Origin of the sequence: Pseudoalteromonas sp. A757, from assembly GCF_004103285.1 — a bacterium.
GTDB classification, from domain to species: Bacteria; Pseudomonadota; Gammaproteobacteria; order Enterobacterales; family Alteromonadaceae; genus Pseudoalteromonas; species Pseudoalteromonas galatheae.
Window position 1 is genome coordinate 376433 of sequence record NZ_QNQN01000072.1, and the last position, 16873, is coordinate 393305.

The 16873-nt window shown below is 43.5% G+C and carries 19 protein-coding genes; 12 read left to right on the forward strand and 7 right to left on the reverse strand.

Annotated features, from left to right (window positions below):
- Positions 1–52: 52 nt before the first annotated feature.
- Genes DRB05_RS17320 through DRB05_RS17350 form a run of 7 tightly spaced genes read right to left on the reverse strand, consistent with a single transcriptional unit; the run spans position 53 to position 3571 of the window.
- Positions 53–964: a phage tail protein I gene (locus tag DRB05_RS17320; RefSeq protein ID WP_128728034.1), complete on the reverse strand. Its 912-nt coding sequence runs from the start codon at positions 962–964 to the stop codon at positions 53–55.
- A gap of 8 nt (positions 965–972) precedes the next feature.
- Positions 973–1815 (reverse strand): baseplate J/gp47 family protein, encoded by an 843-nt coding sequence (locus DRB05_RS17325; protein WP_128728035.1) that lies wholly within the window; start codon positions 1813–1815, stop codon positions 973–975.
- Between the two features lie 60 nt (positions 1816–1875).
- Positions 1876–2124: a hypothetical protein gene (locus tag DRB05_RS17330; protein ID WP_099031760.1), complete on the reverse strand. Its 249-nt coding sequence runs from the start codon at positions 2122–2124 to the stop codon at positions 1876–1878.
- On the reverse strand, positions 2121–2528 hold the full coding sequence (locus DRB05_RS17335) for a 3TM-type holin (RefSeq protein ID WP_128728036.1): 408 nt from the start codon (positions 2526–2528) through the stop codon (positions 2121–2123). The genes DRB05_RS17330 and DRB05_RS17335 overlap by 4 nt, the downstream gene beginning before the upstream one ends.
- Entirely contained in the window at positions 2516–2935 is a 420-nt protein-coding gene (locus DRB05_RS17340; RefSeq protein WP_017218911.1) for a glycoside hydrolase family protein, read from the reverse strand. Before DRB05_RS17340 ends, DRB05_RS17335 begins: the two co-directional genes overlap by 13 nt.
- A gap of 20 nt (positions 2936–2955) precedes the next feature.
- Positions 2956–3318, reverse strand: a complete 363-nt coding sequence (locus DRB05_RS17345) for a hypothetical protein (protein ID WP_010378324.1) — start codon at positions 3316–3318, stop codon at positions 2956–2958.
- Positions 3293–3571 carry a helix-turn-helix transcriptional regulator gene (locus tag DRB05_RS17350; protein WP_128728037.1) on the reverse strand — a complete coding sequence of 93 codons (279 nt, stop codon included), beginning with the start codon at positions 3569–3571 and terminating at the stop codon, positions 3293–3295. Before DRB05_RS17350 ends, DRB05_RS17345 begins: the two co-directional genes overlap by 26 nt.
- A gap of 425 nt (positions 3572–3996) precedes the next feature.
- Here DRB05_RS17350 and ettA point away from each other — a divergent pair, with 425 nt between their 5' ends.
- The 12 genes from ettA to DRB05_RS17410 all read left to right on the forward strand — a co-directional run bounded on the left by ettA (position 3997) and on the right by DRB05_RS17410 (position 16591).
- Positions 3997–5661 (forward strand): energy-dependent translational throttle protein EttA, encoded by a 1665-nt coding sequence (ettA, locus tag DRB05_RS17355; RefSeq protein ID WP_010604458.1) that lies wholly within the window; start codon positions 3997–3999, stop codon positions 5659–5661.
- A gap of 218 nt (positions 5662–5879) precedes the next feature.
- A complete protein-coding gene (locus DRB05_RS17360) occupies positions 5880–6245 on the forward strand; it encodes a PilZ domain-containing protein (protein WP_128728038.1) in 366 nt (121 codons plus the stop codon).
- A 44-nt stretch (positions 6246–6289) separates the two neighbouring features.
- Positions 6290–6694 (forward strand): DUF350 domain-containing protein, encoded by a 405-nt coding sequence (locus DRB05_RS17365; protein WP_128728039.1) that lies wholly within the window; start codon positions 6290–6292, stop codon positions 6692–6694.
- Positions 6695–6703: 9 nt separating this feature from the next.
- Positions 6704–7300 (forward strand): DUF1190 domain-containing protein, encoded by a 597-nt coding sequence (locus DRB05_RS17370; RefSeq protein ID WP_128728040.1) that lies wholly within the window; start codon positions 6704–6706, stop codon positions 7298–7300.
- 113 nt (positions 7301–7413) lie between these two features.
- Complete coding sequence (locus tag DRB05_RS17375) at positions 7414–8583, forward strand: glutathionylspermidine synthase family protein (RefSeq protein ID WP_128728041.1); 1170 nt, start codon at positions 7414–7416, stop codon at positions 8581–8583.
- A gap of 364 nt (positions 8584–8947) precedes the next feature.
- Positions 8948–10915, forward strand: a complete 1968-nt coding sequence (locus DRB05_RS17380; protein WP_128728042.1) for an FAD-dependent L-amino acid oxidase — start codon at positions 8948–8950, stop codon at positions 10913–10915.
- Between the two features lie 244 nt (positions 10916–11159).
- Complete coding sequence (locus tag DRB05_RS17385; protein ID WP_128728043.1) at positions 11160–11858, forward strand: spondin domain-containing protein; 699 nt, start codon at positions 11160–11162, stop codon at positions 11856–11858.
- 9 nt (positions 11859–11867) lie between these two features.
- Positions 11868–12575: a spondin domain-containing protein gene (locus DRB05_RS17390; RefSeq protein WP_128728044.1), complete on the forward strand. Its 708-nt coding sequence runs from the start codon at positions 11868–11870 to the stop codon at positions 12573–12575.
- A gap of 52 nt (positions 12576–12627) precedes the next feature.
- Positions 12628–13359: a response regulator transcription factor gene (locus tag DRB05_RS17395; protein WP_128728045.1), complete on the forward strand. Its 732-nt coding sequence runs from the start codon at positions 12628–12630 to the stop codon at positions 13357–13359.
- Positions 13356–14819: a HAMP domain-containing sensor histidine kinase gene (locus DRB05_RS17400; protein WP_128728046.1), complete on the forward strand. Its 1464-nt coding sequence runs from the start codon at positions 13356–13358 to the stop codon at positions 14817–14819. The genes DRB05_RS17395 and DRB05_RS17400 overlap by 4 nt, the downstream gene beginning before the upstream one ends.
- Positions 14820–15002: 183 nt before the next feature.
- Entirely contained in the window at positions 15003–15914 is a 912-nt protein-coding gene (locus DRB05_RS17405) for a hypothetical protein (protein ID WP_128728047.1), read from the forward strand.
- A gap of 467 nt (positions 15915–16381) precedes the next feature.
- Positions 16382–16591, forward strand: coding sequence for a hypothetical protein (locus tag DRB05_RS17410; protein WP_128728048.1), 210 nt, complete (start codon positions 16382–16384; stop codon positions 16589–16591).
- The last annotated feature ends 282 nt before the right edge of the window (positions 16592–16873 follow it).

Genomic DNA, 16873 nt, shown 5'->3' on the forward strand with positions numbered 1-16873 from the left:
GAAATTTTTAACGCCGTTAGCATCAGATTTACTCCTTCAAATTGAGCAAATATTAAGACAAATTGGTATAAGTGTGGCAGTAGAATCTAGCCACTTGAAAACGACGGTTATTAAAGTGCAAAGTGCTCGCAAGTTCCGTCGTAAAGTCAAACTTGGCGGCAGGCAGTCTTTGCTCATTGGTTAAATAAATTCGGCTTACTACATGACGGCGATTATTTAAGTGAAGCCCTACTCGCGCAGAGCTTTGTAAATACGCATTCACATGCTGGCTTTTCATATACCGGCCTGTCGCTGCGATTTGTTTATTGCTTGCCAATGCAAATGCCGCTGATACGGTGGCAGCGGGTGCTTTTACGGCCTCAGTTTGCGCTGACTTTCTCGCAACCTGCAAGCCACTGGCAATAGAGGCCGTTTGCAGTTTTAGGCTCATTTTGGCACCGACTAAAAAGTCGAAATGGGCACGTTTTGGTTTAGTACTATCGGTAACATCTTTAACGGCTTGGTAAAGCTCCGGACTTAAGATCACAGCGTCACTGGTATACGGAATTTCATTCGCCCACGCGATAAACATAAAGGTATGCGGCTGCTTTGATTGATAAGGCGCCAGTGCTATATCATCAATTTCTTGAAACCATTCAAAAAACTCAACACTTACCCCCAGCGCTGCCAATGCTCGCTTTACTGAGCCAACCGTGCCTTTGTGCTTATGCACTTTGACCGAATTGGCGATAAATGCCCGTTTGGTATCTACCGGCCAGCTTTCATCCCACTCATCTACTGATAAAGACCATGCAAGCCAAGGTAATAAAGCCTCAGGGCAGGTCTCTGGGTGCCATTGCTTGCCCACATATTCTGGGATAGTTGGTGTTACCTCAAGCTTACTCGGTAAGTCTTCGACTAGCTCGGCAACGGTGCGAACCAGCGGTGATGTGCCAGGTGGCAGTAATTTATGATAACTTGTCATAGATCACCTTACTCCGTTGGAAAATGTAATTGCACATCACGACAGTAAGCTGCATTTTTAGCACTTGGTGAGAGGTCGTCATGCATCGAGCGAAGCTTCACTTTTCTTACTCCTCCTTGATGCAAAGCATCAATAAGCCCCGAGCTAGGTACTTCTTTCCCGAGCAAGTAATGCGATTGAATAAAGTTTTCAATTGCACGATGGATGGACACTTTAACCTGCTCCGTATTAATACCTGCATTAAAGTAAATATCGGCTTCAATCCTGTAGGCCGTTGGCTCTACCAAATGCACGCGTACAAGGTCCGTAAGCGGTCTAACATCTTCGTCATTGAGGTAACGTAACACCTCTGTTCTAAGTGCTTCTTTATCTTCCAAAGTCACCACATCAGCAACTGGTAACACATGGACTTCAACAATACCCGGCAACGTTGATTCAACAAATACGTCTTTCACTTTTGCAGAAGCGGTAAACGCGTGGTACTGATAAGCACCAGACGTGCCTCCCATTGAATGACTTTCAAGAGAAAGTGGGATCCGTAAACGATAGCGTTCATCCGATTCCGCTCCTTCTCGCGCCACACCGAACAAAACACCCAAATGATCCAAGTCACTGCCCGTGGCATATGCCACCATCACAGATTGTGCGGCGTCATTCACACGCTGTCTCAGTAATACCTCGCGATAAGCAAAAAGCTCCATCAGCTTTATTGCTGGATCAGAGGGAAGAAATGGATAATCTGGAAACTGCTGTTGCAATTGCGCTTCTAATTCCTGATAAATAGCTTCATAGCTGACTGTCTCCAACACATCAGGTGCAGATAGGCGCGTCAAATCGATAGCATTATTCATGCTACTCTCCTTTTAAATGGGGTTGGATAAAGAAAGCCAATACGGCCGATAATAGCGGCGCTACGAACCCACTCTGCGGGCACCGAGCAACGTATCTAATTTTTTATCTATAGAATCTAAGCGCTTTTCGATGCGCTTTTGGTCTTCTTGGCGAATTTGCTTGAGGTGGTCAAGCGCTTGGGAGTTAGTGGTGATCCTTTTATCTAAGTCGCCAAGGTAAATAACACCAGACACCAACAGCGCAATGGTGGTGAGAATGTGGGCCAAATTAAACTCTTTTTTCATTTGCCATTGTTCAGGATGATTCACTTGCTGACCCCTTTTACTTTCTCAACGGTTCTAAGCCCTGCAAGCCCTAACATGGCAAGCGTAAGCTCTAACATCACATCAAGCGGCAACTCAGGCGTACCATGTTCAGGCATTAACCATTGTAGAATTGGATTAACCACGAACGAAAACAAAAAGCCAAAACCACACACCCACATCAAAAAAGGCCTCGCCCCCGCAACAAACACACTGCGATGCGCTGCTTGAACTTGATTGATCTGCGCTTGTACTAATGCATGCTTTGCTATCAGTCTCGCCTTTAAATGCTCTTGCTTAAGTACTTCTTCTTCACTGGTAAACAATTCATCAAGAATATTGCCAATTGCTTCTATCGGAGCCACTGTTTTTGCAGAAAATAGGCTACCTAATAGACTCATGATTGCCATTCCCCAGAGATCATCTGTTGAGCAAGCTCTTGGGCGCGATTAGGCACTTGTCTTGCCCATCGGCTATCTAACATTTCCAGTGCAGCGGTATCAAAATCACCTTTTTCGACCGCTTGTAACATTCGACTAAAGTTAAGTAACCCTGTGATCCCTAAGTTAAATGCCATATTTACCAGCACCGCCATCCGTGCATCGTTGCAGTGTTGGGTTGCAATCCTGCGCGCCACCGCCGCTTTGGCATTTTCTACATCGCTCGCAAGTAGTGATTCTGCTTCTTCTTCATCAATCCCCTTATCATCGAGATTTCGACCATAGCCAATAGTCAGCTTTCCCGCGGTACAAAGGTAAGGAAATTGGCGAAACCCCTCATGTTTTTTGAGTTGCTCTACTGTATTCATTACGGACATACAATTCCCCTTTATTGTTGCTAATGTGTCGACATATTAACCATCAAGCTTTGCTCAGCTTTCAATAACCAAAACTCCATTGAACGCTTGCTGTCAAAACCCAATGTTTTTGCTGCATCGACCACCTTGTTATGCATCATGTATTTAGCTCGGATTGCACGCTTACATTCTGGTCTAAGTAACTCAATTGATGCAGTAAGTTGAGCGATTTCATCTGGCACATGCATCTGCTCTGCACTGACGTATTGGCTTGATGAACTACCAATAGCTTCAGTTGCAGCTTGACGGCTAAAGCCCTTACCTAGCTCTTTACTACACCAAAATTTACCCCAGCGCTTAAGGGCAGTACGTACCTGTTTAATCGTCACTTGCTTGTTGGTCATGGATTTTTCCTATCACTTCTAAAATATCGAGTAAGTACACATCTTCAACTAGGCCAATAACATCATTCCAGCGTGGGCTATATTCCCTATTTTCCCATCGCCTTAACGTACGCTCCTCAATACCATAATGAGCAGCTGATTCGGCTTGCGTGTAACCTCGAAGCTTTCGCGCAACACGAAGAATTTCGGCTCCGGTTGGAGCTGGTTTGCTTTGACCCACCAGTCTGGATGTGGCTGTGTTTATAAGTGTCATTGTTCTCCTTACCTTAAAAAATAAACACGACTAGTGAAAATTTGTTCTGCTTAGCTGAATGGAGATCGCAGAAAAGCGAAAACGACGTTGTCGTTCATCCTTGCCATCAAGTTTTTAGTTCCGGTAAAAACCCACCGCCTATCGTTAACATTTTCATCTGATAACTTTCTTCAGCGTAGTGATATAATAGCGATTTCTCGGATTAGAAACAGGTCAAAAATGACCTATCAATGATACACTTACAATTTAATACTGGATAAATAAACAGTTCAATTATTTAACTTATTAAATGGTAAATAAAAAATTACAATGGTTAACCAACACTGGCTTGAACATTGTTTTTTCCTCGTTCTGAACTATCAACATTGCAGCACTGGAAGGCTTTCTCTAAAATACATCTAACTTAAAAGAGAGATTGGAAACTCATGGCTCAATATATTTATACCATGTCGCGGGTGAGCAAAGTTGTGCCACCTAAGCGCACTATTCTAAAAGACATTTCTTTATGCTTTTTCCCGGGCGCTAAAATTGGTGTTTTAGGTCTTAATGGTGCAGGTAAGTCGACCTTACTTCGCATTATGGCGGGTGTGGATAATGAATTCGAGGGCGAGGCACGTCCGCAACCAGGTACTAAGATTGGTTACCTACCGCAGGAACCAGTATTAGATGAAAGCAAAACCGTTCGTGAAACGATTGAAGAAGCGGTTGGCGAAGTTAAGCGCGCCCTGAATCGATTAGACGAAGTGTACGCAGAGTACGCAATGGAAGACGCTGACTTTGATGCCCTAGCTAAAGAGCAAGGCGAATTAGAAGCTATTATCCAAGCACATGACGGTCATAACCTAGATAATGCGCTTGAGCGCGCTGCCGACGCACTTCGTTTACCAGAATGGGACGCAAAAATTGAGCATCTCTCTGGTGGTGAAAGGCGCCGTGTTGCTATCTGTCGCCTATTGCTTGAAAAACCAGATATGTTGCTTCTTGACGAACCAACTAACCACTTAGATGCCGAGTCAGTTGCGTGGTTAGAGCGATTCCTTCATGACTACGAGGGCACCGTGGTGGCGATCACCCACGACCGCTACTTCCTAGATAATGTAGCAGGCTGGATTTTAGAGCTTGACCGTGGCCATGGCATTCCGTGGGAAGGTAACTATTCTTCATGGCTTGAGCAAAAAGATGCGCGCTTGAAGCAAGAAGAAAAGTCAGAGAAAGCACGCCAGAAGTCGATTGAAAAAGAACTTGAGTGGGTGCGCTCAAATCCGAAAGGTCGCCAAGCTAAATCTAAAGCACGTATGGCGCAGTTTACCGAGCTTCAGCAAAACGACTATCAAAAGCGTAACGAAACCAACGAGCTATTCATTCCACCTGGTCCTCGCTTAGGCGACCAAGTGATTGAAGTGAGCAACTTACGTAAGAGCTTCGGTGACAGATTGTTGATTGACGATTTGAACTTCAACGTACCTAAAGGTGCAATTGTTGGGATCATCGGTGCAAACGGCGCGGGTAAATCAACGCTGTTTAGAATGCTAAGCGGTCAAGAGCAGCCAGATAGTGGTAACATCACTATTGGTGAAACAGTGGAAATCGCCACAGTTGAGCAGTTCCGTGATGACATGGACGGTAATAACACCGTATTCCAAGAGATCTCTAACGGCCAAGACATTCTTAAAATTGGCAACTTTGAAGTACCGAGCCGCGCCTATGTTGGCCGCTTTAACTTTAAGGGCAATGACCAACAAAAGTTTGTAAAAGAGCTTTCCGGTGGTGAGCGTAATCGTCTGCACTTAGCTAAACTGCTAAAAGCAGGCGGTAACGTACTGTTGCTGGATGAACCAACCAACGATCTAGACGTTGAAACGTTACGAGCGCTAGAAAATGCGATTTTGGAATTCCCGGGCTGCGTTATGTGTATCTCGCACGACCGTTGGTTCCTAGACCGTATCGCGACGCACATTCTAGATTACCGTGATGAAGGCCAAATCAATTTCTTTGACGGCAACTACACCGAATACGAAGAGTGGCTGAAGAAGACCTTTGGCGCTGAGGCGGCAGAGCCTAAACGTATCAAATATAAGAAGATTGGCTAACAATCAAAACATTAGTCTATCGACGATGATAATCTGAGGCTCCTCGTTAGGAGCCTCTTTTGTTTTTTAATACCTGCTTTACTTTATTTATCTAGTACGATCAAGGTCAATAGCGAATACTACCACTCCCTCCCAACCGGCGTAATTTATTGTCATTTTTAGTAGCGAGCACAATGATATAAGCTATTATTTACCTATACGGACTATTAGGATCAGTAATGAAAGAACGTCGACGTTTTTCCAGAGTTATTTTTTCAAACGAGGCACAGTTTATGGCCTCAAGCGGTGATTTTAGCTGTGAAATATTGGATTTATCGCTCAATGGGGCGTTGCTTACCCTACCCGATGGCTATGTGCCACTCAAAAACGACCCAGCAAGTTTAAACTTTTATCTACCAGGTAGTGATATCCAAATTACGATGGAGATAGAAGTTCGTCATGTTGAAGAGGGTCACCTAGGCGTACATTGCCGCCAAATCGACCTCGATAGTGTGACGCATTTAAAGCGCCTTATTGAACTTAACCTTGGAGATGATGATATACTACATCGCGAGCTGGAGCAGCTCACCTACGATGATGATTAATATCTATCGGACTTCAAGTTCGATTCAATAACAAAGAGAAAATTATGATTTTGGATTCTTTACAAGGATTTGTCCCTTTTATTTCCTATTTCGGCCTTGCCTACTTACTTACCTTAGCCTTTTTATTTATCTACTCCAAAGTTACGCCTTATTGTGAGTGGAAACTCGTCAAAGAAAACAATCCTGCTGCCGCAGCTGCGTTTTGCGGTACCTTAATTGGTTTTGTCTTGCCTATCGCCAGTGCCGCTATAAACGCAGTATCACTTATTGATTTTGCCGTTTGGGGAATTATTGCAGGAATCATGCAATTAATTACCTTCTTCATGGTAAGACTGTATATGCCAAAGTTATCTGAGAAAATCGAAAACAATCATATCAGTGCAGGTCTGTTCTTAGGTGGTGCCTCGCTTGCGACCGGAATTTTGAATGCCGCATGCATGACCTATTAAGGAGTCAAGATGAAAAGGAGTAGAACAATAAAATTGACTTTATTAATGGGCGCCACAGGAGGGTTGACCGCGTGTGGTGATAGTGACGAATCAGCCTTACTTTTTAAAGACGTTGATGAATGTACATCATTCGGTATTGAAGAAGAAGCATGCCAGTTTCAATATCAACAAGCACTCGACAGCCACCGTCAAGAAGCCCCCAAATATGCCTCTGAGCAGTTGTGCGAGAGCGACTTTGGCTTTGACCGTTGTGAGCATTCAGTTGGTGGGATCTGGCGTCCAATTATGGCGGGCTTTATGGTTGCTGCGCTTGCAGAGGCCGTCGATGAAGGCTTAGACATGATGAAAAAGCGCAAGAAGAAAAAGGCAGCTTACTTAGGCGGCACTTACTATTCTGGCGCAAAACCGCTGTATCGCTCTCGTGATGACTTCTTTAGCTATCGAAATGCGCAAAACGGGTTTGTCGCATCTGCAAAATCTTCTGGTACAACGTCGGTCAAAAGCTCGACCATCAATTACAAGCCGCGTGCCAGCTCCGTATCACGTAGTCGCGGTGGATTTGGTCGTAGTGCTACTCGTAGTAGCGGTGGCAGTTGGGGCAGCTAAGCCAACCTTAGCTTGATAAAAGATAAGCCGAGGTTCACTCGGCTTTTTATTGAGTCTTCTGTAGTTTACTTAATATCTATGCAATTGATATTAGACGGATCGATTTTATCCTTATGTTAAGAATTTCTATTGATGAACGCCCACACTGGCGTGAACAAGCAAAAGCTCACGGCTTTGAATTTCATACTATGTATGGTGAAAAGTATTGGGACGAAAGTGCATATTATCAATTTACGTTAAAACAAATTGAGCAAGACTTGGAAGACCCAAGTGATGAACTCCACCAAATGCTCTTACACCTTGTCGATCTAGTGTGTAATGATGAGTCACTTCTGCAACAGTTTGCTATTCCTGAGTCGCAATGGGAATTAGTGACTCGCTCATGGCGTCGTCGAGACCAAGCACTCTATGGTCGTTTTGATTTTAGTTACGGTGGTAAGTCACCAGCCAAGCTGCTGGAGGCCAATTATGACACGCCCACCAGCTTATTCGAAACAGGTTATTGGCAGTGGCTATGGCTTGAAGAACAAGTGAAAGCCGGTAAACTGCCTCGTAATGCGGATCAATTTAATGGCCTACAAGAAGCGCTAATAGAGCGCTTTTATCAACTGCATAAATTCCACCGTGGTGCTCCCCTACACTTTTCTTGCTGCAAAGAAAGCATTGAGGACTTGGGCACCATTCAATATATGCGCAGCTGCGCGATGGAAGCTGGACTCAAAACGAAACAAGTTTTTATCGAAGATATCGGATTTCATGGCCAACACTTTGTCGACCTTGATGATTCAAAAATTCAATGGATGTTTAAGCTATACCCGTGGGAATTTATGTTTCAAGATGAATATAGTGAGCAGTTATCAAAAGCAAAAGTGCAATGGCTAGAGCCTGCTTGGAAAGCGATTTTATCTAATAAAGCAATCTTACCTTTGCTATGGCAAACCTTTCCCAATCACCCAAATCTGTTACCGGCATACTTTGAACAGGACAAGCATAAAATTGCAAACAGCGAGTCCGGCTATGTGAAGAAGCCGCTATTTTCTCGTGAAGGCGCGAATATTGAGATCCGAAAAGATCAACAACTGCTTGCACAGTCTGCTGGTGGATATGGCGAAGAAGGTTATATTTATCAAGCTTACTCGCCTTTACCCAAATTTGCGGGCTTCAATACGCTCATCGGCTCATGGATTGTCGGTGACAAAGCGGTTGGAATTGGTGTTCGTGAAGATAAAAGCCTGATCACACAAGATCTTAGCCGTTTCTTACCCCATATCATTGTTGGCTAAACTCATTGAACACTAAATAACTTAGTCGGTATGGAACAAATATGTTCCATCTCTCAAATTAGTGTTCAGCCAAGAATAAAAGCTTATTAAATTCATGCCATTCGCACTTTTTAGACAAACACTTGGCAAAACCTGCCTCAAAAATTAACACAAACTTAACCAGTGTACTAAAGTAATATCTGGGTTTTGCATCAAGCTGAGAAGGCAATACTTGGCTTGCTGCAACAAACTTTTGGAAAGTGCACTCAACAGGTTGGAGTGCATAGATACGTTATAGATCACTTAGCGAGCTAGGAAGTAATACCAACTGGTATAAAAGCAGTCAGCATCAAAAGTGTGAGACATAGTCGACTAAGGAACTCACATGACTCACTACAAAATAGGTACAGACATTAGTCAAAAACCCATTCCAGACGCAGTGAAGGTCGCAGTGATAGGGGCTGGTATGTCTGGTTTGTATAGCGCTTGGCGATTACAGTACGAAACAGACGTTGATGACTTCGCCATTTTTGAGCGCAGCAACCGCACAGGTGGAAGATTAGACTCAGATCTTATCCATTTCAGAGATAACCGCGCAGGAGCAAAGCCTGACAGCACCATTACAGTCAAAGAAGAACAAGGTGGTATGCGGTTTCTATTTGAGGGTATGGATGACCTAATGGCCCTCTTTCTTAGATTGGGCCTAGAAGATCAGATAGTCCCTTTCCCTATGAATAGCGGCGGCAATAACCGGCTCTACTTTCGCGGTACCAGCTTTTCGGTAAACGATGCCGAACAAGACGACTATCATATTTGGTCAGCACTTTATAACCTCGACCCAAACGAGCAAGGTGTTAACCCCAAAGACATTATTAATGTTGTTTTTAATCGAATCTTGCAAGTGAATCCACAGTTTGATTCAAGGCCAGAGGTTCGCGGTCCAGAGTTTTGGCAGGATTTCCGTCTGCAATGTCAATGGCAAGGTGAACCGCTATATAATTGGTCTTTGTGGGATTTACTCACTGATATGGGTTATAGCCAAGAATGTATCACCATGCTGTATCGTGTTTTGGGCTTTAATGGCACCTTCTTATCGAAAATGAATGCGGGGGTTGCCTATCAGCTTTTGGAAGACTTTCCTGCAGATGTCGAATTTAGAACCTTTAAAGATGGCTTTAGCACCCTGCCAAACGCGCTGGTGGATAAAATAGGTAAAGAGAAGATTTACCTGCAAACGAGCATCGACAGCATCGCCTTTGATAAAGCAGACAATCTATATGTACTTAAGTACACCAAAACCGAGCAAGACGGACAGATAAGCGAAGGAACATTTAAAGCCGAAAAGCTTATTTTAGGGCTGCCAAGGCTCGCGCTTGAAAAGTTGTTCATAGCGTCAGATGTATTCAAACAACTACCAAAGCAGCGGCGCGATGCGTTATGGGATACATTGCAAAGCACAAGCAACCAACCGCTCCTGAAGATTAATTTATACTACGACACTGCATGGTGGGGAACCGGCATAACAGGCCGCCCTGCGGTGAGCTTTGGACCTAACTTTGCCGATTTACCAACAGGTTCTGTTTATCCCTTTTATGCTTTAGATGATGAACTCGCAGCCGCGCTTATGTATAACGAGCGTCATGCCGAGCCTAACTCAGAAACCCAACACAAACTCGAAGGGATAGAAGCCGCTAAATACAGTCGCCCAGCCGCATTGACTATTTACTGTGATTATTTGAATATTAATTTTTGGAGTGCACTGCAAAATAAAGGTGAGCTTTATCATCACCCTCGTGAGTCGGAACTCGTTGAATCTATTCCCAGTGATATATTTCCAGCCTCGGAAGCGGTTGTACGACAAGCGACACAATTCTTTAAAGACATTTTTAATACGCACTATGTCCCACAACCCACCCTCACGAGCGCTCGAGTTTGGGAAGGGAATGTAAATTTCAATGTGCCTGAAAATCTTCAATTTGGTTTTGGTGTACATCAATGGGCAATTGGTGCGAATGATAAAGACGTTATCGAAGATTTAGTGGAGCCGTTGCCAAATCTGTTTACCTGCGGTGAAGCTTACTCTGATTATCAGGGCTGGGTTGAAGGCGCGTTACGTTCGACAGATTTAGCGCTACAAAAAGGGTTTGGTTTAGCGCCACTAAGCGAAGTCTTTGAAACGGATCAAGGCTGTAGTTCGTCAGAAGCAATACAAATCGCCTATCGGAAAATTGCTAATGAAATGATTATGGAATATATCGATCCTAACTTTTCACCAAACACCAAAGACAAAGTAACGCTTGCTGATGCCAATAGTGTGTTTGGCGTCAACCTCAGTTATTTCGATAAGCCCTAACCCGCCTCTCTAGTAATGAGGAGTTTTTTACTCCTCATTATCCCTACCTTGCAGAACGAATTGATAGTTCTCGACCGATTAGAACCGTTCCGGCGTATTTCAAGTTACCCTAAGCTCTGCTGATCTGAGCCATGTGATAAGTATTCTACGCTTTTGTGATAAAAACGTGATAACTCCGTGAGCCTATCTCAATATCTTGCGGCCATGATAAGGAGACTGTTAACCCTAATAAGAAGAGTACATCATGAAAGCAAAAATCCTGACCACCCTAGTCGCAACGTGTTTATCAAGCGCTGCGCTGGCACAAGACCTTGAAGTAAAAATCACTAACCTCACTCACGGTATTTACTATACGCCTTTACTGGTGGCTGCTCATAATCAAGATACCGCTCTTTTTAAACTTGGTGAGCAAGCTTCCGAAGCATTGCAAGCCATGGCCGAAGGCGGAGACATTTCAGCTTTAGGGCAAATCCTCGAAAGCTCAAACGCCAACATGGTCGCAAACCCAGCTGAGGGGCTACTTGCACCCGCAAGTTCTACAATGACCATGATAGCCACTAGTGAAGGAAATACGCACCTTTCAATTGTGGCGATGCTACTTCCTACCAATGATGGATTTGTAGGATTAAATGCTTGGCCTATTCCAAGCGCTGCCGGCACCTATGAAGTTTACCTTAATGCATATGATGCGGGTACTGAAGCGAATAATGAACTGGTTGTCGAAGGCTCTGGTGCACCCGGTATTTTAGGGATCCCAGCATCGCCAGGTGCGGCTCCTGGAACTCAAGGTGCTGGCGTCACAGCAAGTGAAGAAAACACCATGGTCCATATTCACAGAGGCAACGTAGGTGACGACGAGCAAGTCGGCGGTAATAGCGATCTGCATAACACCGTGCACCGTTGGTTAAATCCCGTAGCTAAAGTAACAATAACCGTAAAATAAGGGGGAGCTATGAAAGCGAAATTAGCATTAATTGCCTTGTCTGCGCTCCTGCTCAGTGCATGTGGAGACAATGACAATAATATGGTGATGCCAGAGCCTCCGGTTGAGCCAGAACCAGTTGAGTATGAGTTTGCCATCAACATCACGAACCTTACATATGCACAGCCAATGTCACCAATTGCAGTGTTGCTTCATCAGTCTGGCCATTACTTTACTGTTGGCATGCCTGCAAGTGAAGCTTTAGAACAACTTGCAGAGGGGGGAAATAACAATGACGTCATAGCCGACGAGATGACACTAGCATCCGTCTCAACGGATGGACCTTTGGGCCCCGGTGCAGAAACTAACCTCTCCATCAAAACTACAGACCTTTCTGAGCTAAAATTATCGCTATTAACCATGATGGTGAATACCAATGATGGATTCTCCGGTCTAAATGCTATAGACGTCTCTGCACTGGCCGTAGGCGAGATACAAATGTATCGAACGATTGCTTACGATGCTGGCACTGAGCTGAATAGCGAAGCCGTGGGAACCATACCTGGTCCAGCAGATAGTGGTGAAGGCTTTAACGCAGAGCGCAACGATAATCACAATGTAGTATCGATGCACAGTGGTGTGGTTGGTAGTGATGATGGACTCCAAAGTTCAACGCTCACTAGTATCCATAAATTTGATAACCCACTGCTTGCAGTCACTATCGAGAGAGTTAAATAGCCTATGCGCAAACGCCTGCCATAGGCGTTTGCGCTTTCATAAAGGGCTATTTATGTTAGAAAACGTGTTGCTAGTTGAAGATGACCTAGACATAGCGAGATTGCTCCAAGTGCATTTAGAGGAGTTAGCTTTAGCGGTAACGCATGTTGCCGACGGCAGCCAAGTATTAACGGTTGCTAAAGCAAACGATTTTGCCGTGATTTTACTGGATTTAATGCTACCCAATATGGATGGACTAACCCTCTGTCGAGAGCTTAAGGCGCTTTACCCTATGAGTAGTATAATCATCGTCACCTCGAAAAGTAGCGAGGTCGATAGGATCATCGGGCTGGAAGTCGGTGCAGATGACTATATATGTAAGCCTTTCAATACCAGAGAATTGCAAGCGAGAGTAAAAGCGCAGCTACGCCATGTCAGACAACTTAAGCAGCCAATTCAAACCGAAAGTGCAGACTCCCCCAGTGATAAAATTGAAGTTGGGAACCTCATTATAGATGCCTGTTGTCATGAAATTTCGTTGGCTAATGTTAGGTTAGACCTCACCGCAACCGAGTTTGAGCTGCTGCAGTTTTTTGCTAAACACCCAAATCACGTATTTTCACGAACTCAGCTATTAGAATCAGTATGGGGCTACCAACACTCAGGTTACGAGCATACCGTTAATTCCCATATTAATCGTCTGAGGGCTAAGCTTGAAGCGATTTCAAATAATACGGTGATAGAAACAGTATGGGGTGTTGGTTATAAATTAAATTCAGCCTCTCTTAGCGGACAAAGCCTATGAAGCTCTCACTTTACAAAAAGCTTGCACTTACCTTATTTGTCACTTTCGTCGTCATCGCAGCAATTTTTGTGTGGTGGACTCAAGCGCTATCTCAAGTTTCTAAATCTCAAGCAGAGCAACAATTACATCTTGCACTCGCAACCCATCTTGTTGACGATAATCCTCTGATAAAAAAGGGAGTGTATGACTATGATGGCTTGAGTAATTTGTTTCACACCTTGATGATCTTGGGTCCTTCATTCGAGTTTTATTTCGTCTCCCCTGAAGGGAAGCTACTAACTTACTCTGCAACTCCAGGAGAGGTTAAACGCCAGTATATTGACATTACCCCGTTACAAAGGCTCCTAAAAAGCAATAGCCAACTTCCTGTATTTGGTGATGATCCGAGAAGTGTGAATGGCAGTAAAATTTTCTCTGTTGCTCCCGTATTTAATCAAGACATTTTACAGGGTTATCTATATATCATAATTGGCTCCTCAAAATACGATAGCATTATTGAGCAACTAAAAAATTCAGATAAAGTAATGCTTGGGGTTAGCTGGTTACTCGGCACTTTATTCTTTCTACTGATTGTCGTTCTGTTGCTGCTAAATAAAATCACCAAACCAGTGTCTAGATTGACTCAATATATAGACCAAGTCAGTCAAAACCAGTTTAATATAAGTCAAGATGCGCAAATAAACTGGCCCGAGGAGCATGATGAGATACATCAGCTAGGTCGCAGCGTCAATGCTATGCTGGATAAAATTCAGCAGCAATTAGCAACACTTAACCTCAAAGATGAACAACGTAGAGAGTTACTTTCCCAACTAAGCCACGATCTTCGCACACCACTTGCTTCACTGAAAGGTTACATAGAACTAATAGAAAAACAAACGAGTGACAAAAATATCGTTCCACACATCGAAATTGCCAGCAAAAATATAAATCAACTGAATCATCTTATCGCACAAATTTTTGAGCTAGCTCACTTAGAAGCCGGACATACCAAACTCCATGTTGAGCCCTTTAACCTGCTGGAGTTAATGTATGACGTCGCAGCAAAATTCAAGTTAAGGGCTGAAGCCAACCAATTACAGATAGTCGTATCCCCACCTCAAAGTACTTTGGTGATTGTCAGTGACATAGGAAAACTAGATAGAGTGCTGTCAAACTTAATAGATAACGCCATTAGACACACTGAAGCTGGTGGAGAAATTAGTTTAGTACTAGAAGAGTGTGAGGGTTATGCATATATCAAAGTAAATGATACAGGTATTGGTATCAGTGCGTCAGACCTACAACATATCTTTGATGCGAGTTTTCAAGCCAAAAATAGTAATAGTAATCGTAAACATAATGCAGGCCTTGGTCTCGCTATTACCAGTGAGCTGATCAAAATACTAAAAGGACGGATCAGTGTAGCAAGCGCACTTAATGAAGGCTGTCAATTCACCATCGTTTTGCCTTTGAAAGAATAAATCACTAAAGCTCGGAGCAACCAACTCCAATTTGGTATCGAGTACTCTGAGCTTCTACTCAAGATACACTATCAAGATATTTTCAATGTAAATATTTTCTGGCTTTCTATTCAAGTAAACTATATTTTAACTAAAAGTAAAAAAAATACACCATTGAATTGAACACAATACGGAAAGTTTACTATGCCAATTGTCTCTATGCGTAACTTTATGAACCACATTGGAAACGCCAATGATGGTTTTCGCCAGAGTGCCTCCTCACTTAACAATATCATTCTATTGCTAGGTGGTAATGCGCAAAATAGCCCAAATAATCGAAATATCAATAATCGGACGGCCGAAAATATAGAGGGGGAAATTCACGCTTTGCCAGTGGATAAACTTCTAAAATATCAAACTGCATTAGTATACTTAGGCAACGCATTAAATATAGATAGCTTCGCTCGCCCAACGAATTACAATATGGCTTTTCATGATTTTGAATTACAATGGTACCAATTTCGAGATCCCACCCATGGTATGATAAGGATTGATAATGCACGGTATATTTTTAAGCATCAATTCACATTTGACAGTACCAACGGCGATGTAAACACTTTTACACACTGCCTAACTAGAGAGCATGTATGGTATCCTACTGCTAGGGCTTATGATCCTCCTTTTAACCAATTATTAAGTAGGGTACCCCAAAGCTTTTTTATGCCTCCAAATGGTTCTCAGAGCGCCTCCGTAACTGACGATCACTCAACATTTAACCCTGATTATATTGTAAGACGCCCACTCACTATGGGAAGAACCATTGATATCCGTCAGCGCTATCAATACAGGCAACCAGGGCGGCAGTGGCAGAATATTCCAGGTGCTTCATATATTTTGAAAAAGGGTGTCCGCTGGGGTGTTGGTGGTGATCCTTGCTTTTTCTTCTCTAAAGAGAATTATGCTCCAGAAAATCCTAAGGCATTTCACTTTGAGGTAGAGATCGCACTAGGAAATGCACCATTGGCTACTTTTAATAGGCTTCCATCGCGAGGGGCTACATCACATAATTCTATGAACAGGCAACGGGAGATAAGAGTGATCGCTGACGGCTCATAGTAACAGGAACATTCCCTAGACAGGGAGAATGCAAAGAGCAGTTAATACCAACAGTATTAATCTTACAACCAATTTGAAGGATGAAATATTATATTAACGCCGTTAAAAATTTCTTATTTAGAGCAACTAAATAGTAAGATTTTTGCCCTTGCCGACATGGACGCCGGCACCTTAGTGTGAGTAGGGTGTAGTAGCGGTGTTATCAACAAGCTTTTCTCGCCTCAAAATAGATCACGTCATTAAACGAATTGGTATTAAGGCACTTAGCAGTATCGGTTCTGCTATTACCCTCATAAAATAATGACACCGCAAGTCATCGCATGCGTTTTCGAGCGCTTTGTACTTTTCGAGAAAGTGCTAAAAGCTGTTCTGATAGGTTTGGCTTCAACGTTGTTTAACCGGTGATTTTACATAACCTATATTAGCTCAGATATTTAAGCTGATTGGTATAAATGTTGTGTGTCGCTATGCTGAGCTATAAATCGGAAAAACAAAAAACCGCTACGTTAATGCAGCTCAGTGCTGATGCTGTGGTAGGAGCGAGTTTATCTCGCGATGTGTTGATTTTGCGAGCTTTTCTAAACCCCAAACAGCAAAAGACCCGTCGCATCTCTGCAACGGGTTTGACGTACATGGATGTACTAATGTCGATTAGAATCATGGATGAATGCTGTTAATCGACCTTTAATTGGGCCCAGGCTCGCTACGAAGAAGGATGTTTTATTCTTTTTGTTTGGGAAGCCTAATAGCTCGGCGGGTAAACCACCTCCGACCATGCAGCTCAGTACTGATGCGGTGGTAGGAGCGAGTTCACCTCGCGATCTTTAATAAGGCCCTGGCTCGCTACGAACTAGGATGTTTTACTCTCTTTGTTTGGGGAGCCCAACAGCTCGGTGGGTAAACCACCTCCGACCACGCTGGTCAGTGCTGATGCTGTGGTAGGAGCGAGTTTACCTCGC